Annotated in this window: 17 protein-coding genes and 1 tRNA gene; 6 read left to right on the top strand and 12 right to left on the bottom strand. The window is 54.2% G+C overall.

The genetic code is table 11. From position 1 onward, the window contains the following. Positions 1-2 precede the first annotated feature (2 nt). Positions 3-1,190 (bottom strand): nucleoside permease NupC, encoded by a 1,188-nt coding sequence (gene nupC / locus VPX56_RS15835; protein ID WP_131634807.1) that lies wholly within the window; start codon positions 1,188-1,190, stop codon positions 3-5. Between the two features lie 346 nt (positions 1,191-1,536). On the opposite strand from nupC, the gene VPX56_RS15830 reads away from it, so the two are divergent. Then, positions 1,537-2,775 (top strand): Nramp family divalent metal transporter, encoded by a 1,239-nt coding sequence (locus tag VPX56_RS15830; protein WP_131634808.1) that lies wholly within the window; start codon positions 1,537-1,539, stop codon positions 2,773-2,775. A gap of 31 nt (positions 2,776-2,806) precedes the next feature. On the opposite strand, the gene VPX56_RS15825 is transcribed toward VPX56_RS15830, so the two are convergent. Together VPX56_RS15825 and mgrA are read right to left on the bottom strand one after the other, a co-directional pair. Next, positions 2,807-3,148 carry a DUF2502 domain-containing protein gene (locus VPX56_RS15825; RefSeq protein ID WP_131634809.1) on the bottom strand — a complete coding sequence of 114 codons (342 nt, stop codon included), beginning with the start codon at positions 3,146-3,148 and terminating at the stop codon, positions 2,807-2,809. Between the two features lie 126 nt (positions 3,149-3,274). Continuing rightward, positions 3,275-4,273, bottom strand: a complete 999-nt coding sequence (gene mgrA / locus VPX56_RS15820) for an L-glyceraldehyde 3-phosphate reductase (protein WP_131634810.1) — start codon at positions 4,271-4,273, stop codon at positions 3,275-3,277. A 183-nt stretch (positions 4,274-4,456) separates the two neighbouring features. Between mgrA and ipdC the strand changes: the two genes are divergently transcribed. Continuing rightward, entirely contained in the window at positions 4,457-6,115 is a 1,659-nt protein-coding gene (gene ipdC, locus VPX56_RS15815) for an indolepyruvate decarboxylase (protein WP_131634811.1), read from the top strand. Here the strand turns inward: ipdC and VPX56_RS15810 are convergent, their stop codons facing one another. Beyond that, positions 6,116-7,351 carry an ion channel protein gene (locus VPX56_RS15810; protein ID WP_326467542.1) on the bottom strand — a complete coding sequence of 412 codons (1,236 nt, stop codon included), beginning with the start codon at positions 7,349-7,351 and terminating at the stop codon, positions 6,116-6,118. 204 nt (positions 7,352-7,555) lie between these two features. Between VPX56_RS15810 and glk the strand changes: the two genes are divergently transcribed. Beyond that, entirely contained in the window at positions 7,556-8,521 is a 966-nt protein-coding gene (gene glk / locus VPX56_RS15805; protein ID WP_131634813.1) for a glucokinase, read from the top strand. A gap of 38 nt (positions 8,522-8,559) precedes the next feature. On the opposite strand, the gene VPX56_RS15800 is transcribed toward glk, so the two are convergent. Together VPX56_RS15800 and VPX56_RS15795 are read right to left on the bottom strand one after the other, a co-directional pair. Further along, positions 8,560-9,291: a LytR/AlgR family response regulator transcription factor gene (locus VPX56_RS15800; protein WP_131634814.1), complete on the bottom strand. Its 732-nt coding sequence runs from the start codon at positions 9,289-9,291 to the stop codon at positions 8,560-8,562. 13 nt (positions 9,292-9,304) lie between these two features. Next, the gene (locus VPX56_RS15795; protein WP_131634815.1) at positions 9,305-11,002 is read right to left on the bottom strand and encodes a sensor histidine kinase; all 1,698 of its coding nucleotides are present in this window, start codon (positions 11,000-11,002) and stop codon (positions 9,305-9,307) included. A 386-nt stretch (positions 11,003-11,388) separates the two neighbouring features. Here VPX56_RS15795 and alaC point away from each other — a divergent pair, with 386 nt between their 5' ends. Next, the gene (alaC, locus tag VPX56_RS15790; protein WP_326467538.1) at positions 11,389-12,624 is read left to right on the top strand and encodes an alanine transaminase; all 1,236 of its coding nucleotides are present in this window, start codon (positions 11,389-11,391) and stop codon (positions 12,622-12,624) included. Between the two features lie 55 nt (positions 12,625-12,679). On the opposite strand, the gene ypdK is transcribed toward alaC, so the two are convergent. Then, on the bottom strand, positions 12,680-12,751 hold the full coding sequence (gene ypdK, locus VPX56_RS15785) for a membrane protein YpdK (protein WP_099458937.1): 72 nt from the start codon (positions 12,749-12,751) through the stop codon (positions 12,680-12,682). Between the two features lie 339 nt (positions 12,752-13,090). Beyond that, positions 13,091-14,008 (bottom strand): kdo(2)-lipid IV(A) palmitoleoyltransferase, encoded by a 918-nt coding sequence (gene lpxP, locus VPX56_RS15780; RefSeq protein ID WP_407655044.1) that lies wholly within the window; start codon positions 14,006-14,008, stop codon positions 13,091-13,093. A gap of 79 nt (positions 14,009-14,087) precedes the next feature. On the opposite strand from lpxP, the gene VPX56_RS15775 reads away from it, so the two are divergent. Next, on the top strand, positions 14,088-14,264 hold the full coding sequence (locus VPX56_RS15775; protein WP_326467536.1) for a hypothetical protein: 177 nt from the start codon (positions 14,088-14,090) through the stop codon (positions 14,262-14,264). A gap of 28 nt (positions 14,265-14,292) precedes the next feature. On the opposite strand, the gene VPX56_RS15770 is transcribed toward VPX56_RS15775, so the two are convergent. The 3 genes from VPX56_RS15770 to VPX56_RS15760 all read right to left on the bottom strand — a co-directional run bounded on the left by VPX56_RS15770 (position 14,293) and on the right by VPX56_RS15760 (position 15,887). Next, complete coding sequence (locus VPX56_RS15770; RefSeq protein ID WP_263609812.1) at positions 14,293-14,769, bottom strand: WbuC family cupin fold metalloprotein; 477 nt, start codon at positions 14,767-14,769, stop codon at positions 14,293-14,295. 50 nt (positions 14,770-14,819) lie between these two features. After that, positions 14,820-14,891: transfer RNA gene (locus VPX56_RS15765), tRNA-Arg, on the bottom strand. A gap of 75 nt (positions 14,892-14,966) precedes the next feature. Beyond that, on the bottom strand, positions 14,967-15,887 hold the full coding sequence (locus VPX56_RS15760) for a formate/nitrite transporter family protein (protein WP_131634820.1): 921 nt from the start codon (positions 15,885-15,887) through the stop codon (positions 14,967-14,969). Between the two features lie 316 nt (positions 15,888-16,203). On the opposite strand from VPX56_RS15760, the gene mlaA reads away from it, so the two are divergent. After that, entirely contained in the window at positions 16,204-16,956 is a 753-nt protein-coding gene (gene mlaA, locus VPX56_RS15755) for a phospholipid-binding lipoprotein MlaA (protein WP_131634821.1), read from the top strand. Positions 16,957-17,000: 44 nt separating this feature from the next. Here mlaA and fadL read toward each other — a convergent pair whose 3' ends face one another. Beyond that, positions 17,001-18,347: a long-chain fatty acid transporter FadL gene (fadL, locus tag VPX56_RS15750; RefSeq protein ID WP_131634822.1), complete on the bottom strand. Its 1,347-nt coding sequence runs from the start codon at positions 18,345-18,347 to the stop codon at positions 17,001-17,003.

Here is an 18,347-nt window from a genome sequence, read left to right as displayed (position 1 = left end):
AGTTACAGTACCAGTGCTGCGATAGAAGCAGACAGTACGCTCACCAGGGTAGAACCATAAACCAGCTTCAGACCGAAGCGAGAAACCACGTTACCCTGTTCTTCGTTCAGACCTTTAATCGCACCGGCGATAATACCGATGGACGAGAAGTTCGCGAAGGAAACCAGGAACACGGACAGGATGCCTTCCGCGCGTGGAGAGAGCGTGCTCGCAATCTTCTGCAGATCCATCATCGCCACGAATTCGTTAGACACCAGCTTGGTGGCCATGATGCTACCAACCTGCAGCGCTTCGTGAGCCGGAACACCCATCACCCATGCAACCGGATAGAAGATGTAGCCCAGGATGCCCTGGAAGGAGATACCCAGAACCGCTGCGAACAGGGCGTTCAGAGCAGAGATCAGGGCGATAAAGCCGATCAGCATAGCGGCAACGATAACCGCTACCTTGAAACCTGCCAGAATGTACTCACCCAGCATTTCGAAGAAGCTCTGGCCTTCGTGCAGGTTTGACATCTGAATGTTTTCTTCGCTGGCGTCAACGCGGTACGGGTTGATCAGCGACAGAACGATAAAGGTGCTGAACATGTTCAGAACCAGCGCCGCGACAACATACTTCGGCTCCAGCATGGTCATATACGCGCCCACGATTGACATGGAGACGGTAGACATTGCGGTTGCCGCCATGGTGTACATGCGGTTGCGGGACATCTTGCCGAGAATATCTTTGTACGCGATGAAGTTCTCAGACTGACCGAGGATCAGTGAACTTACGGCGTTGAAAGATTCCAGCTTACCCATGCCGTTCACTTTGGATAACAGGAAACCAATACCACGAATAACAACCGGCAGAACGCGAATGTGCTGCAGAATACCGATAAGCGCGGAGATGAAGACGATTGGGCACAGCACTTTCAGGAAGAAGAAGGCCAGGCCTTGATCGTTCATGCTGCCAAAGACGAAGTTCGTGCCTTCGTTGGCAAATCCGAGCAGTTTTTCGAACATTTCGGAAAAGCCTTTCACGAAGCCCAGGCCTACGTTTGAGTTCAGGAAGAACCACGCAAGTAAAACTTCAATGACCAGCAGCTGGACAACATAACGGATACGAATTTTTTTGCGGTCTGTGCTGACCAGCAATGCAAGTGCAGTAACGACAACAAGTGCCAGGACAAAATGAAGGACGCGGTCCATATTTGCTCCAAATATGAGGCAGGTTTAATTTCCGTGCACATTCTATGTAACAAGCGCAAAGAAAACGAGATCAAGGCCACACTATAGTTACATCCTGTGACGAGTCTCAAAAATAGTGATCAACAATACATTTTTGTTATGTTAGGTAAATGAGTGAAAAGTTAAGTTTGTGTGCTACGCTTCACAAATGACCGCGCATATTCACATTCTGTGATGTCGCACCACCTGCCCGTCTATCGTTCTTAGCTATCAGAGAAATCAATTTAAACCATCCAAATGAACTTGATAATCATTCTCATTTTGATAGCATTAAACATAGCAAAGGCTATATTTCCAGAGGCAGATAATGACAAACAGTCGCGTAGAGGGTAGCAGCGGCAGGGCAGCGCGCAAGTTGCGGTTCGCATTAATGGGACCTGCGTTCATTGCCGCCATTGGCTATATCGATCCGGGTAATTTTGCGACCAATATTCAGGCCGGGGCCAGCTTCGGCTATACGCTGCTGTGGGTGGTTGTCTGGGCTAACCTGATGGCGATGCTGATTCAAATGCTTTCAGCCAAGCTGGGGATTGCCACGGGAAAAAATCTGGCCGAGCAAATTCGCGACCACTATCCTCGCCCGGCGGTCTGGCTGTATTGGGTGCAGGCCGAAATTATTGCTATGGCGACTGACCTCGCTGAATTTATCGGCGCGGCGATTGGGTTTAAGCTGATCCTCGGCGTCTCCTTATTACAGGGGGCGGTGTTGACCGGGATTGCCACCTTCCTGATCCTGATGCTGCAGCGCCGGGGGCAAAAGCCGCTGGAAAGGGTCATCGGCGGCCTGCTGCTGTTTGTCGCCGCTGCCTATATTGTCGAGCTTATTTTTTCCCAGCCGAATTTGGTACAGCTCGGTAAGGGAATGGTGATCCCAAGTCTGCCAACCTCAGAGGCGGTGTTCCTCGCCGCCGGGGTGCTGGGCGCGACCATCATGCCGCACGTTATTTATCTGCACTCTTCCTTAACGCAGCATATGCACGGCGGTTCCCGTAAAGAGCGGTATTCTGCAACAAAATGGGATGTCGGTATTGCCATGACCATTGCCGGATTTGTGAACCTGGCGATGATGGCCACTGCAGCGGCTGCCTTCCACTTCAACGGGCACACGGGTATTGCCGATCTTGACCAGGCCTATCTGACGCTGGAACCCTTATTAAGCCACGCCGCGGCAACGATCTTCGGGCTAAGCCTGGTGGCGGCCGGTCTTTCTTCCACCGTGGTGGGGACGCTGGCCGGTCAGGTTGTCATGCAGGGGTTTGTGCGTTTCCATATCCCGCTGTGGGTGCGTCGCGCCGTTACCATGCTGCCATCCTTTATCGTCATTCTGATGGGGCTGGATCCAACGCGTATTCTGGTCATGAGCCAGGTGCTGTTAAGCTTCGGTATTGCGCTGGCCCTGGTGCCGCTGCTGATATTTACCAGCAATAAATCGTTAATGGGCGATCTGGTTAACTCGACGCTGGTGAAACGCGCGGGGTGGGTCATTGTGGTGGTGGTGGTGGCACTCAACCTGTGGTTGTTGATAGGCACGGTAATGGGATTATAAAGAAAAAGGAGCCGGGAGGCTCCTTTTTGCATTAATGGTGATGGCCATGACCGCGGCCTTTACCGTGACCCCAGCCGCCGCGGCGGTCGTCACGATCGCTCCAGCCTTCGCGATAGCCACGCTCGTAGGCTTTGCGATTGTCCCAACCGCGATGACGACCGTTGTCATGTTTCCACCAGCGGTCTTTACGCCATTCATAGTGGCGATGCCAGTAGTCGCGGTCGCGCCAGCCGCCGCCGTCCCAGTAGTTACCGTAATTGTCGCGATCGCCAATTTGTAATTTTATCGATGGCAACAGGGTGATTTCGCCGGCAGTGGCGACCAGCGGGGCCGAAGCCAATAATACCGCTGCAAGAATCAGTGACCTGAACATACTCTTCTCCTTCACGATCGGGGCCGCTGTGCGACCTGTTAACGCAATTTTACGAGTTGGTAAACATTCGTTTCATCGCCTCAACTCCTAAATCCTGAACGAGAGCACTTTTTGCTAAAAATGATTTTAATTTGAGCTGGACAGGATCTCTTCTATCGACGCCAGTTCGCCTGCGGTGAAATCGTAATTCGCCAGCATGCCCACGGCGTCATCAATTTGCGCGGTTTTACTGGCACCAATCAGCACGGAGGTGACCGCGTCATGGCGTAGAATCCACGCCAGCGCCATCTGCGACAGCTTCTGACCACGGCTTTCCGCCAGCGCGTTCAGCTTGCGGACTTTTTCCAGCTTCTCATCCGTAATCTGATCGGGGTTGAGGAACTTACTGCCGCTGGCCGCACGAGAATCCGCGGGGATGCCGTTCAGGTAACGGTTCGTTAACTGCCCGCCGGCCAGAGGCGAGAAGGGAATACAGCCCACGCCCTGCTTATGCAGAACGTCCAGCAGACCCTCCTCAGGCGCACGCTCGAACATCGAATATTTCGGCTGGTGAATAAGACAGGGTGTTCCCAGATCGTCGAGGATCTCTATGGCCTGACGCGCCAGCTCCGCAGGGTAATTGGATAATCCTACGTACAGGGCTTTGCCCTGGCGCACCACGTGGTCGAGCGCTTTCATCGTCTCCTGCAGCGGGGTTTCCGGATCGGGACGGTGGTGATAGAAGATGTCGACATAGTCCAGCCCCATACGCTTCAGGCTCTGATCAAGGCTTGATATCAGGTACTTGCGCGAGCCCCAATCCCCGTACGGGCCGTCCCACATGGTGTATCCCGCTTTGGTGGAGATGATGAGCTCATCGCGCCAGGGGAGGAAATCTTCCTGCAAAATGCGGCCAAAATTGCGTTCGGCCGAGCCGGGTGGAGGCCCGTAATTATTGGCAAGGTCAAAGTGTGTAATACCCAGATCGAACGCGCGCTGTAAAAGTTGACGGCTGTTTTCGATAAGGGTGGCGTCGCCAAAGTTATGCCAGAGCCCAAGAGAGATGGCGGGCAGTTTAAGGCCGCTCCGCCCGCAGCGGCGATAGTGCATTGTCTGATAACGATTTTTGTCTGGCTGATAACCCATTCTCATGACCTCTGACGATGAAGGAAAAATCAGTGTATACGTTTACACAGGGATGATGAAAAGGAGAATAGCGCAGCTTTTTTTGTAAAGCATTCTTTCCAGACCCTTCTTAGCGCCGTTTCTGGACAGTCATCACGCTTCTTTAATACTCAAGGTGAGATCAACATAAGAAGGATACCTGTAATGCGTACCCCATACTGCGTCGCCGATTACCTGCTGGACCGTCTTACAGACTGTGGTGCAGACCACATGTTTGGCGTGCCGGGCGACTATAACCTGCAGTTTCTCGATCACGTGATAGATAGCCCGGATATCTGCTGGGTCGGCTGTGCCAACGAGTTGAACGCATCCTACGCCGCCGACGGTTACGCCCGATGTAAGGGCTTTGCCGCGCTGCTGACGACGTTTGGCGTAGGTGAGTTAAGCGCCATGAACGGGATAGCCGGCAGCTTTGCCGAGCATGTTCCGGTGCTACATATCGTGGGTGCGCCAGGCATGGCGTCACAGCAAAAAGGGGAGTTATTGCACCACACGTTAGGCGACGGCGAGTTCCGCCATTTTTATCACATGAGCGAACCCATCACCGTCGCGCAGGCGATCCTTACCGAACAAAACGCCTGCTATGAAATCGATCGTGTGCTCACGACCATGCTGCGGGAACGTCGTCCTGGCTATCTGATGCTGCCTGCCGATGTGGCAAAAAAAGCCGCCACGCCGCCTGTAAACGCTCTCACTCTCAAGCCTGAAGATGCCGATAATGCCTGCCTGGATGCGTTTCGCGAGGCGGCCAGCAGCAGGCTGGCAATGAGCAAACGCCCCGCGCTGTTAGCGGATTTTCTGGTGCTGCGCTATGGCCTGAAGCATGCGCTGCAGAAGTGGGTCAAAGAAGTACCGATGGCACACGCTACGATGCTGATGGGCAAAGGGATCTTCGATGAGCGCCAGCCTGGTTTTTACGGTACGTACGCGGGTTCCGCCAGCGCGGGCGCGGTCAAAGAGGCGATAGAGGGCGCTGATACCGTGCTCTGCATTGGGACGCGCTTTACCGATACGCTGACGGCTGGATTCACCCATCAGCTCACCCCTGCCCAAACGATTGAGGTTCAGCCCCATGCGTCACGCGTGGGCGATGTCTGGTTCACCGGGATCCCGATGATTCAGGCGATTGAGACGCTGATCGCGCTGTGCAAGCAGCATGTATACGAGCCGCTAGCCGCTTCCAGCCACAGCAGCTTCTCCTTCCCGCAGCCTGACGGCTCGCTCACCCAGGAAAGTTTCTGGAACACGCTGCAGACCTTTATTCGCCCAGGCGACATTATTCTCGCCGACCAAGGCACCTCGGCGTTTGGCGCGATCGATCTGCGTCTGCCTGCCGACGTTAACTTTATCGTCCAGCCTCTGTGGGGCTCGATCGGCTACACCCTGGCATCGGCCTTCGGGGCGCAAACGGCCTGTCCACAGCGCCGCGTGATTGTTCTGACAGGGGATGGTGCGGCGCAGTTGACCATCCAGGAGCTGGGTTCCATGCTGCGTGATAAGCAGCGCCCGATTATTCTGGTGCTCAACAACGAAGGTTACACGGTTGAAAGGGCGATCCACGGGCCGGAGCAGCGGTATAACGACATTGCGCTGTGGAACTGGACGCAAATTCCACAGGCGCTCAGCCTGGCGCCTCAGGCAGAATGCTGGCGGGTCAGTGAAGCCGGGGAGCTTGCGGACGTGCTGGAAAAAGTCGCCCACCATGAGCGACTCTCGCTGATTGAGGTCATGCTGCCAAAAGCGGATATTCCGCCGCTGTTAAGCGCCATCACCAAAGCGCTGGAGGCGCGTAATAGCGCCTGATTATTTGTCGTTACGCCATGCCATCAGCATCGGTTTGCCCGCCAGCAGGAGCCAGGCGGGCAACATCACGATACAGAGCAGCGGAAACAGCGTCGAATCCAGCACCACCACGGCGGCCATAAACAGGCTTAACCAGGCGTCACGCGTGACGACCAGCACCAGCCCCAGTATCGAACAGGAAACGGTAATCGCCGCCGGTACGGCATCGACATGTTCGTGCAGCATCAGCCCCAGCGCCACGCCAATAAATACCGCCGGGAATATACGTCCTCCCCGGAAGCCGCATGCTGAGGCCACGACCAGAGCCGCCAGTTTTATCAGGGCAAACAGCAGATAATCGGACACGCTGAACACCTGGCTGAAGGCCAGCTGTTGCATTTCGTCCAGACCCTTAAAGAGGGTTACCGTTCCGCCGACCGCCCCCAAAATGCCAAGCACGAAACCGCCGACGCCGAGAATGAGCACCGGATGTTTCATCTTATGCATCAGACGGTGCAGGCGAGGCAGGCACCAGACCGCCACCATTCCCAGCGCAATGGCGATGGCAACCACGACCGCACCGCTGAAAATGTCGGCGATCTGCATTTGACCATAGTGGGGCAAAGAGAGTGAAAAGTGAGGATGGAAAAACAGGCTGGTGGTGAGCGCGCCTGCGGCAGCGGCCATCAGCGGAGCAAAGAGTTTATCCCAGAGGGGAACATCGTTATTGCTGCTGAGCGTCTGCGAAAAAATCAGCGCGGCGGCGACGGGGGTACCAAATAACGCGCCAATCGTGCCCGCCGAGGCCAGGATCGTCCAGTCCAGCGCGCCGACGCGCGGGAAGATACGCGCGCCCAGAAATACCGCCAGGCCAATATTCACCGCCATGATAGGGTGCTCCGGCCCCAGGCTCACGCCGCCTGCCAGACCTAAAATCAACGCGATAATTAACCCCGGCAGGGCGGAAGGCGCGACCGGCGCACCAATCAGCGGTTCCTGCGCCGGATCGGGGCCCGCATGCCCGGGGCTAAAGCGTATCACCAAACCGACTGCAACGCCGGTCAGCGTCAGCATTGTAATTATCCATACTGGAGAATCCGGGCTGAAACCCATATTGGCGGGAAGGGCAGTCCATAACATCGTCTGCAGCACCGACGCGACTTTCATCACGACGATGAGCACCAGGCTTGAGGCAACGCCAATGATTAACGCCGGAATTGCCAAAAGCAGCATGGTTCTGGCTCGCGGGTGGAGCATGATGATTTCCTTGTAGAAACGGTATTTCGTTACTTTGCACAATCAGCCTTAAGGCAATAGTGCAAAAGGTGCTGAAACGGTAAAGTTATTATGTGACGAAGATCGATTATCCTGGGCCATTCACCTTCTGGTCGTTGTTGTTATCACGCCTTGAATTTACAGTGTCCCAAAGATTTATTCTGACTTTAGCGGAGCAGTAGAAGAATGACAAAGTATGCTTTGGTAGGTGATGTGGGGGGCACAAACGCGCGCCTGGCATTATGCGATGTAAACACCGGTGAAATTTCCCAGGCGAAAACCTATTCAGGGCTGGACTATCCAAGTCTGGAAGCCGTTGTTCGCGTTTATCTTGATGAGCGCAAGGCAAACGTTGAGGACGGCTGTATCGCGATTGCCTGCCCGATTACGGGTGACTGGGTGGCGATGACCAACCACACGTGGGCATTCTCGATTGCCGAAATGAAGGAAAACCTCGGTTTTGCTCATCTTGAAATCATTAACGACTTCACTGCGGTATCCATGGCGATCCCGATGCTCAAGCAGGAGCACCTGATTCAGTTCGGTGGAATCGCGCCCGTTGAAGGCAAGCCGATTGCCGTATACGGCGCCGGAACCGGTCTGGGGGTGTCGCATCTGGTGCACGTCGATAAGCGCTGGGTCAGCCTGCCGGGCGAAGGTGGACACGTAGATTTCGCGCCAAACAGTGAAGAAGAGGGCATTATTCTTGAAGAGCTGCGCGCAGAGATTGGCCACGTATCCGCGGAGCGCGTGCTTTCCGGCCCGGGCCTGGTGAATCTGTACCGTGCAATTGTGAAATCAGACGGTCGACTGCCAGAAAACCTGCAGCCAAAAGACGTGACCGAGCGCGCGCTGGCGGATACCTGCATCGACTGCCGTCGTGCGCTGTCGCTGTTCTGCGTGATCATGGGGCGGTTTGGCGGCAACCTGGCGCTGACCCTGGGCACGTTTGGCGGCGTCTATATTGCGGGCGGTATCATGCCGCGCTTCCTCGACTTCTTTAAAGCCTCGGGCTTCCGCGGTGGGTTTGAAGATAAAGGGCGCTTCAGAAGCTACGTTCAGGATATTCCTGTCTATCTGATTGTGCATGATAATCCGGGCCTGCTGGGCGCGGGCGCGCATCTGCGTCAGGTGCTGGGTCAGATCCTCTGATGTTCATTCCCCCTCTTCGCCAGGGGAGGGGGATACTGCTACAGGTGCATCAGCTGGCGAAACTCTTTCACCTTGCTGCGGCTGACGGGTACCTGAAAATCGAGATCCTTCAGGCGCAAAATGTAGGTGTTGTTAAACCAGGGCTCTATCTCGCGGATCTTGTTCAAATTCACGCAAAACGAACGATGGCAGCGGAAGAAATGCGCCGCCGGCAGCTTGCTGCAAAACTCGGTGATGTTCATCGCCATCACGTACGATTCGCGCCGGGTATAAACAAACGTCATCTTTTCATGCGCTTCGGCGTAATAGATATCGTCGATTGGCGTCACGATAATGCGCTCATCTTTCACCAGATTAATGGTGTCGTTTTCGCGCACGGCCGGGCTGGCGCTGACGGGGGTTGCCTGCTGCTGCCATGCCGCCTCCAGCTTTTGCAGCATGCTGACAATCCGCGACTCCTGATAAGGCTTGAGAATATAGTCAAACGCCTCCAGCTCAAACGCCTCTACGGCGTGTTCTTTCCAGGCGGTGACGAACACAATAAACGGCTTGTGGGCAAACTGATTGATATTTTGCGCCAGCAGCACGCCGTCCAGCGACGGAATGTTGATGTCCAGAAAAATGGCGTCAACCCGGTTGTGCTGCAAGAACTTCAGCACGTCCAGACCGTCGTCAAAGGTGCCTACAATCTCCATCTGGCTGTGCGTTTCAATCAGCCAGCTTAGCTCCTGTTGAGCCAGAATCTCATCTTCTACAATGATGACTTTCATGCGTTACTCCGGCCTACGGCAGCAGGGATATCGGTGCATGAACGGCTATGCGCTCATGCGGGACGTAAAAAGCGATTTCGGTGCCGGGCTCAAGACGGCGAATGTGCAGCCCCTCGCCGTACAGCAGCTTCACCCGGTGATGTACGTTCAGCAGACCAATCTTGTTGCCCGGCATTTCGTTAGACTCAACGCGCTCGATAACTTTCGGGTCGATGCCGTGGCCGGTGTCGCGCACGGCAATACGCACGCGGTTGCCGCTTTCGGTGACGCTAATGGTCACCACGCCTTTGCCTTTACACGGCTGAATACCGTGGACAATCGCATTTTCGACCAGCGGCTGGATCAGCAGGCTGGGGATCACGCAGTTGACCTCTTCATCAATATCGTAAATGACCGTGAGCTTGTCGCCAAAGCGTGCCTGCTCAATCGCAATGTAGTCCTTGATTTGATAAAGCTCTTTCTTGATGTCGATCTGCTCGTCATCTTTCAGCTCAATGTTGTAGCGCAGGTAGCGCGACAGATTAAAAATGAGCTGACGCGCGGTGTCCGGATTGAGGCGAATGGAGGAGGAGATGGCGTTCAGCGCGTTAAACAGGAAATGGGGATTGATTTTACTTTGCAGCGCGCGCAGCTCTGCCTTATTTGCCATCTCGCGCAGCTGCTCCGCGCGGGAAACTTCCAGCTGAGTGGAGATAATCTGCGAGAGCCCGATGGCCATTTCCTGCAGCGACGAGGTGATCTGGTGAGCGTGGCAGTAGTAGATTTTCAGCGTGCCCGTCACGACGCCTTTCTCCCATAGCGGGATCACCAGCATGGAGTGAATTTCCGGCGTCCTGTGGGCTTCATCATTGTTTTTGATAATGATTTTCCCATAGTTAATCGCCTGCCGGGTCGTGGGGCTGATGGTATCGTCGTTGTCGTGATAGTTGTGTTCGCCCACGCCGACGTAGGCCAGCACGTGGTCAATATTGGTAATCGCCACCGCGTCGGCGTGAATATCGCGGCGAATGATATCGCACACCTGACGTAGAGATTCCGCGTTAACGTGGCGGAACAGCGGCAGCGTTTTGTTAGCGATATCCAGCGCCAGCTTGGCCTGACGCGCGGCGCTGGCCTCCTTTTCACCTTCAACGCTTTGTACCAGCAGCACGATAAACCCGATGCAGACGCTGCCGAGGATCATCGGGATCCCGATTTTAGAAACGATATCCAGCCCCAGAGCGGTGGTGGGAGCCCAGGCGACCACCAGGATCATGGTGAGCGTTTCGCAGACCATGCCCGCGATTATCCCGGCGCGCCAGTGCTGTTTTTTCGGGATCCTGCGGTTTATCCAGCCGGAAAGCACCCCGGCAATTATGCTGGTGATGAAGCACGGGATGGCCGTCACGCCGCCGATATCGATCAGATAACGGTGCGTACCGGCGATAGCGCCGGTGATAATCCCGACCCAGGGGCCAAATAAGATCCCGCCGGACATCACGGCGATGATACGCACGTTGACCAGCGAGCCTTCCACCGGGACGCCGGACCAGGTACTAAACAGGGCAAAAAGCGAAAAGATGGCGGTGACCGCCAGCAGCTCTTTAGGCGAGTGGGCCGATTTGTGCAGAAGCTCGCGAAACAGGCGAATGCGTATCAGGAAGAAGAGGCAAATCAGCATGAGCGCCGCGCGGTCAAAAACCGCCAGCAGCATAGTGAATATTTCGTGCACGAGTGGACCACTGGTAACCAGAAAGAACCATGATAGAAAACCTAGCGCGTATTGACCAGCTATCCGTCAGGTTTATGAAATGAGGATAAACCATAATTTCCAAAGGGGATTATGTTTGAGCAACTGAACAATCTCGATTTTTTCAACATGAGAAATCGGTGGGTAAATTTATTGATATCATGATGTTAACAAACAGGTATTGTTCATGCCATATCAGACCCAGCGTTTCCGCCTTTGGTCAAAGCAGACTTCCCGTTTTAACGCGAAATCTTTTTTTACTTTCCCCTCTCGACAGCATGATTTTTTTCAGGTTATTTTCTAATCATGCCACATCGGTGGCAGCGTCGCTCGGACGGTCCGGGCGCTAACGTTAATCTGAGGAATCTATGGCTGAATTCAGTCCTGAACGTCGTTTCACGCGTATCGATCGTCTCCCCCCTTATGTTTTCAACATCACGGCTGAACTGAAGATGGCTGCGCGTCGGCGCGGCGAAGATATTATCGACTTCAGTATGGGTAACCCTGACGGCCCAACGCCTCCGCACATTGTCGAGAAGCTCTGCACGGTAGCGCAGCGGCCGGATACACACGGTTATTCGACGTCTCGCGGTATTCCTCGATTACGCCGCGCGATCTCCCGCTGGTATCAGGATCGCTATCAGGTCGACATCGACCCTGAAAGTGAAGCCATTGTCACCATCGGTTCAAAAGAAGGGCTGGCGCACCTGATGCTGGCGACGCTGGATCAGGGTGATACCGTGCTGGTGCCAAATCCAAGCTATCCCATCCATATTTACGGCGCAGTGATCGCCGGGGCGCAGGTACGTTCTGTACCGCTGGTGGAAGGCGTGGATTTCTTCAACGAGCTGGAGCGCGCCATTCGCGAAAGCTATCCGAAACCGAAGATGATGATCCTCGGCTTCCCGTCGAACCCAACGGCGCAGTGCGTAGAGCTGGAGTTCTTCGAAAAAGTGGTCGCGCTGGCGAAACGCTATGACGTGCTGGTGGTTCACGATCTTGCCTACGCCGACATTGTCTATGACGGCTGGAAGGCACCTTCAATTATGCAGGTTCCGGGCGCGCGCGATGTGGCCGTTGAGTTCTTCACTCTGTCGAAAAGCTACAATATGGCCGGGTGGCGAATTGGCTTTATGGTGGGTAATAAGACGCTGGTAAACGCGCTGGCGCGCATCAAGAGCTATCACGACTACGGCACCTTTACGCCGCTGCAGGTGGCGGCTATTGCCGCGCTGGAGGGGGATCAGCAGTGCGTACACGATATCGCCGCGCAGTATAAACGCCGCCGCGACGTGCTGGTTAAAGGGTTACATGAGGCTGGCTGGATGGTCGACATGCCAAAAGCCTCGATGTACGTCTGGGCAAAAATTCCTGAGCCGTACGCGGCAATGGGCTCACTGGAGTTTGCCAAGAAGCTTCTGCAGGACGCCAAGGTCTGCGTCTCTCCAGGCATCGGATTTGGTGATTACGGTGACACCCACGTACGATTTGCACTCATTGAAAACAGCGATCGTATTCGTCAGGCGGTGAGGGGCATTAAGAGTATGTTCCGCGCCGACGGGCTTCTCTCATCAAAAAGCGTGGCTGAACACCCCGAGTCGTAACGACATAAAAAAACAGGCGCCGGTGGCGCCTGTTTTTTTAACAGCATTTGCTTTTCTAGATCATCAGGGCAAAGGTTCCGGCCCAGACTAAAACAATCACCGAAATGCCCATAAAGAAATATTTCACGTTTCATCGCTCCGCGTATCTTATGGTACGCATTGAAAAACAAAGTCCACCTGATGCTAAAGAATCGAAATTATGCGGCTTACGGCATCGCTAATTTCGGCTCAGAATTCTGTGCTTTCCTGTTGCCAGACGGCGCTAATGTACGCCTAAATTTGAGGGGTGACAAGAGGCATTTTTTTAAATAATTTCCGTCACTTACGAGTGTCGTGGAACGGCGACAGTTTGATTTCAGAGCGCAATAAATTGCCGTTGAGCGACGCAATAACACGCTCGTTACTCTGGGTGATGACAGGTAGTTGAAAAGGTTAGTTTCTTAGCGAAACTAACCTTCGGAATGGCTTAAACGTAGAGTGAGGACTCGCCGAGAGGGCGGGTTTTGAAGCGACGGTGCATCCACAGATACTGCTCAGGCGCGCGCATAATCTCTGTTTCAATCACTTTATTGATAAAGGCTGCTGCCTCGCATTCTTTTTCCGGATAGTTCGCCATTTCCTGAGAAATGTGCAGGCGATAGCCGGACTTATCTGCTTTTCTCACCATCGTCACGGTGAGCATGGCAGCTGCGGACAGACGCGAAATGACGAAGGTGCCGTTGGTAGTGGCAACGTCTTTTACCGCAAAGAAGGGGGCAAAGCTGCTGCCTTTACGCCCGTAATCCTGATCGGGCGCAAACCAGACGGCTTCCCCTTTCTTCAGCGCCCCGACCATGCCGCGCAGGTTATTACGGCTGATCATGGCTTTGTTGGAGCGCATGCGGCCGCGTGTCTGTACCCACTCCATGAGCGCACTGTTGTGCGGACGGTAGGTCGCCATCATCGGCTGACACAGACCCATCACGCGTCCACCCAGTTCGAGGGACATAAAGTGGACGCCGACAACCATCACGCCGCGGTTTTGCGCCTGCGTACGCTTCAGGTTTTCCAGCCCTTCGACATCAAACCATTTGCGGACGCGTTCATCAGGCCAGAACCAGGCCATCCCGGTTTCAAGCAGCGCCATGCCGATGGATTTGAAGTTTTCAGCAATCAGTTTTTCACGCTGTTCCGCGTTGTACTGCGGAAAGCAAAGTTCGAGGTTTTTACGGGCAATAGATTCGCGGCGCTTCAGGAAATGGCGTGAAGCACTGCCTAACTTAGAACCCAGGATACGAATAACGGGATATGGAAGCTGTACCAGCAGCCAAAGCACGCCAAGACCAAACCATGTAAACCAGTAACGCGGGTGCAAGAACGCGCGCTTAAATGAGGATTCAGACAAAATAGTGGAACCTATGTAAAGCCGGTAAAAGTACCGCTTATTGCGATACCACGTGCCAATTAGACCGTAGGACAAGGTCATGGTTGCAGGCTTTACCGATCTTTACGGCGTTGCCTGGCCATTGCTGACGTTTGGTGGGCGGCATAATGTAGCACCGTTATACGATATGTGCTATCGATCGTTTTTGATTAAAAAAGCGGCTGACAGGAAGGCGATTGAATTTGTTGTTTTTATATCAGCAACAGGCTCTCTGTAGACCTGTTGCTGGATATATGCAGTGGACATCAGGCCTTGTAGGCCGCGTCCCCCGGCTGTACCTGTTTGTACCACGCCATCAATTGGGCTGTTCCGGCTTCGCCTTCGGCCGGCGCCCAGCCAGCGAAATCATGCCCGGCCACGGGCTGGTAGCCGCCGTGTTTGACTTCAAAAATCACGCCGCCAGGATCGAGCGATAGCACGGCGTGCCAGGTTCCCGCTTCCATCTCCAGCGCCATACACGTTTCGCCGAGCACGACGCGACGGGTTACGATCCCTTCATCGTTAAAATTCAACACCACAAAGCGTCCGCGCAGCGGAAGCAGCAGTTCAAAGGTGTGCGGATGGCGATGAGGGCGGACATAGGTTCCCGGCTCCATCGCAATGGCCAGGCGTTGAACGGGATCGCTCAGTTCAGGGTGGAAATTACGGTGAGCGCGCAGGCGCGGGGACGTCGCCGCAGCTTCGCTTTGTTGCTGCAAATCCTGAAGGGTAATTTGTTTCATTTAAGCCGCCTGAAGGGGTGATATGGGGCTGTTGAAGACGTTGCAATAAGTGTCCCCTGCAGGAATCGAACCTGCAACTAGCCCTTAGGAGGGGCTCGTTATATCCATTTAACTAAGGGGACGAGGCGGCACGAGTATAGCCTTATTTACACTTTGCGTTAAGCGCATTGCCGCCTGACTGCTCAAAGAGTCACCATTCAGGCCGATTTTTTTGCAGATTTATCATTCTCTTCCTGTGCCTTTAGCTCAGCCTTGCGCTTGTTCGACATATCGTTGCGGATTTGGGCATGGCTCAATAATGCAAAGATAAAGGTACCGCCGCAGATGTTACCGGCGAGCGTTGGCAGGGCAAATGGCCAGAAGAAGTCGCTCCAGTGAAGCGTGCCGTTAAACACCAGATACAGAATTTCAACGGTACCGACAACGATATGCGTTGTATCCCCTAACGCAATAAGCCAGGTCATCAGTATAATTACCACGATCTTTGCGCTTCCCGCTGACGGAAACATCCACACCATAGTGGCGATGATCCAGCCGGAGATGATCGCATTCGAGAACATCTCTACGGGCGTATTCTTCATTACGTCCATACCGATTTTCACAAATGCGTCCCGGGTGGGTTCATCGAATATCGGCATATATTCGAACGCCCAGGCCGCAATGCCCGTACCAATCAGGTTTCCCAGCAGCACCACGCTCCACAGGCGCATCAGTAAACCAAAATTACCGAGGGTCGGATTTTGCATTACCGGCAGCACGGCGGTGACGGTGTTTTCGGTAAACAGCTGCTGGCGCGCCATGATGACGATAATAAAGCCAAACGTGTAACCGAGGTTTTCAAGGAGAAAACCGCCGGGGACCCCCTCCAGCTGAACGTGGAATATCCCTTTCGCAAGAAGTGACGCGCTCATCGATAAACCCGCAGCCACGGCGGACCATAGCAGCGCCATCGCGTCGCGTTCCATCTCCTTTTCGCCGTCCTGACGAATATGTTCATGAATCGCCATCGCACGCGAGGGGAGGCGATCTTCGTCGATTTCAATCTCTTCTCCCCGGTCTTTTTCCTCACTTTCAATTTCTCTTTCTTCGCCAATTTTTTCTTCGTTAACTTCCTTCATAACCACTCCACGGTGAGGGACCTTTCTTTTAAGCGTAGCGGCTTTCAACGGAATTCCCGTGGGGATGCTCTTAAATTGCCGACAATGGCAACAAAGGTGATACATCTCTTTCAAAGTCATTATAAAATTGCCGACGAAACGAATTCTAAAAGCCAGGCTATGCTGAGATTAGAGTAACGGTGGTTACTGCCCGTAATTGTGCTCATAGACATCGGGAAACGTGCTGTTACAATCACTTGCACGTTTTCAGACGGAGCGCCAGGCGCTTCGTTACGGATGGCAATCAACGATAGCCATACTGAACAGGGAGATATTTATGAAACTTCGGCTGTCGGCGCTTGCGCTGGGCGCAACGATGCTCGTGGGCTGCGCCAGCTCTGGAGATCAAACGGGACGGTCCGATCCTCTCGAAGGATTTAACCGTTCAATGTATAGCTTTAACTACAACGTGCTGGACCCTTATGTAGTCCGGCCGGTCGCAGTGGCCTGGCGTGATTACGTTCCACAGCCTGCGCGTAACGGGCTGAGCAACTTTACCAGCAACCTGGAAGAGCCTGCCGTCATGGTCAACTTCTTCCTGCAGGGCGACCCGTATCAGGGGATGGTGCACTTTACGCGCTTCTTCCTGAACACCATTCTGGGGATGGGCGGCTTCATTGATGTTGCAGGCATGGCGAACCCAAAACTGCAGCGCGAGCAGCCTCACCGCTTCGGCAGCACGCTGGGGCACTATGGCGTTGGCTATGGGCCTTACGTTCACCTGCCATTCTACGGCAGCTTCACTGTTCGTGACGACGGCGGCGATGCGGTAGATACGCTCTATCCGGTGCTGTCCTGGCTGACCTGGCCGCTGTCTATTGGGAAATGGACGGTTGAAGGCATTGAGACGCGCGCACAGCTGCTCGACTCCGACGGCCTGCTGCGCCAGTCTTCAGACCCGTATATTATGGTGCGGGAAGCCTACTTCCAGAATCATGACTTTATTGCCAACGGCGGCAAGCTGAAGCCGGAAGATAATCCGAATGCGAAAGCAATCGAGAATGAATTAAAAGATATCGATTCGGAATAAATAAAAAAGGTGAGCGAGGCTCACCTTTTTTCATTCCTGCGCGATTAGAACGCGTAGTTGAAGTTGGTGCCGAACAGCCAGGCTTTACCGTCAGAGTGGAAGGTATAGGCAGCCGGGCCTTCGCCCTCGGTGAAGCTCACGTTCTGACCATGCATATAGGATGCGCCAACGTCGATAGAGGCATCATCGTTAAAGGCATACGTCATACCGGCGCTCAGCCACAGGCGGTCCTGGTCCGGAATGGAGATGGAACGCTTGTCAGCCGGAACCGGGCTATCGTCAAATGCGATACCGGTACGGAAGGTCCAGTTCTTATCGTAGTAGTAGGTAGTACCCAGCGCGATACGATAGGCGTCCTTAAAGCTTTCGTCTTTATAGAACAGCGTCTGGCCGTTGTTGCCGGTTGCTTTCAGCTCCTGGAACTGGCTCCAGCTGGTGTAGGTCAGGCTATAGTGGATAGCCCACTGCGGCGCAACGCGGTTATAGCCGGACACTTCCCACATTTCAGGTAAATGCAGAGACAGTGAACCGTTCTCGGTTCTGCCGCCGGTACCAGCCGGAAGACCTGCCAGACCCATATTCCCCAGAATGGTGCTCAGGTTCGGGTTGATGGAGCTCTTATAGTCGCCGTCAAAGTCAATTTTCACTTCTGAGCGATAGGTCAAGCCCCAGCGGTTGTCTTTATTCAACTCATACAGGATACCCGCGTTCCAGCCGAAGCCCCATTCATCGCCCTTCAGGTGCGCAATCTGGTCGTCAGGCGAGCTGATCCCATCCAGATACGATGGAGGAACACGGCCCGAGAGCTGGCCCGCCAGAATTGGCCCCAGAGAACCCGCGTAGCGCTCGATTTTGGCTTTCGCGTAAACCGCATCGAAGCCCAGACCGAAGCTCCAGTTGCTGTCCAGGCGATAGGCACCGCTCAGGTTCAGGTTAACGGTTTGCAGATCGGTTTTACCGCCATAAATGCCGGCTTCGTAATTATTGCCAAACTCGGTTGCCAGACCGTAGTTAGAGGTTACGGATGCACCCCAGCCAAACTGATCGTTAATTGGCATCACAAAGTGCATGTTAGGAACCCATGCGCTTGGCGCGATGTTATCCTGGTTGGCGCTTTGTCCGGTTAAGGCTGATTTACCCGTCACGTTCACGTCCGGGTCAATATAAACAGCACCGATAGAGAACGTTGGACGGTCAAACATGGTGATCAGCGCAGGGTTACGACTTACGTTACCTGCATCATCTGCGATTGCACCTTCCCCGGAATACGCACGGCCAAGGCCAGAGGAAGAAAATTCGTTAAGCTGGAAGCCCGCTGACCAGGCGGACGTTGAGACGATTGCCACTGCAACTGCTAATGCAGTCTTTTTGAACAGGGTTTTCTGGCTCAT

The organism is Enterobacter wuhouensis, assembly GCF_035835995.1.
Taxonomy (GTDB): domain Bacteria; phylum Pseudomonadota; class Gammaproteobacteria; order Enterobacterales; family Enterobacteriaceae; genus Enterobacter; species Enterobacter wuhouensis.
The sequence above is the reverse complement of the archived record's forward strand: the minus strand, read 5'-3'. Positions and strand labels throughout refer to the sequence as shown.

Bases quoted from the DNA above. Each gene is read 5' to 3' on its own strand.
- nupC (WP_131634807.1), bottom strand. From the start codon at position 1,190: ATGGACCGCGTCCTTCATTTTGTCCTGGCACTTGTTGTCGTTACTGCA.
- VPX56_RS15830 (WP_131634808.1), top strand. From the start codon at position 1,537: ATGACAAACAGTCGCGTAGAGGGTAGCAGCGGCAGGGCAGCGCGCAAG.
- VPX56_RS15825 (WP_131634809.1), bottom strand. From the start codon at position 3,148: ATGTTCAGGTCACTGATTCTTGCAGCGGTATTATTGGCTTCGGCCCCG.
- mgrA (WP_131634810.1), bottom strand. From the start codon at position 4,273: ATGGGTTATCAGCCAGACAAAAATCGTTATCAGACAATGCACTATCGC.
- ipdC (WP_131634811.1), top strand. From the start codon at position 4,457: ATGCGTACCCCATACTGCGTCGCCGATTACCTGCTGGACCGTCTTACA.
- VPX56_RS15810 (WP_326467542.1), bottom strand. From the start codon at position 7,351: ATGCTCCACCCGCGAGCCAGAACCATGCTGCTTTTGGCAATTCCGGCG.
- glk (WP_131634813.1), top strand. From the start codon at position 7,556: ATGACAAAGTATGCTTTGGTAGGTGATGTGGGGGGCACAAACGCGCGC.
- VPX56_RS15800 (WP_131634814.1), bottom strand. From the start codon at position 9,291: ATGAAAGTCATCATTGTAGAAGATGAGATTCTGGCTCAACAGGAGCTA.
- alaC (WP_326467538.1), top strand. From the start codon at position 11,389: ATGGCTGAATTCAGTCCTGAACGTCGTTTCACGCGTATCGATCGTCTC.
- VPX56_RS15775 (WP_326467536.1), top strand. From the start codon at position 14,088: ATGGTTGCAGGCTTTACCGATCTTTACGGCGTTGCCTGGCCATTGCTG.
- VPX56_RS15770 (WP_263609812.1), bottom strand. From the start codon at position 14,769: ATGAAACAAATTACCCTTCAGGATTTGCAGCAACAAAGCGAAGCTGCG.
- VPX56_RS15760 (WP_131634820.1), bottom strand. From the start codon at position 15,887: ATGAAGGAAGTTAACGAAGAAAAAATTGGCGAAGAAAGAGAAATTGAA.
- mlaA (WP_131634821.1), top strand. From the start codon at position 16,204: ATGAAACTTCGGCTGTCGGCGCTTGCGCTGGGCGCAACGATGCTCGTG.
- fadL (WP_131634822.1), bottom strand. From the start codon at position 18,347: ATGAGCCAGAAAACCCTGTTCAAAAAGACTGCATTAGCAGTTGCAGTG.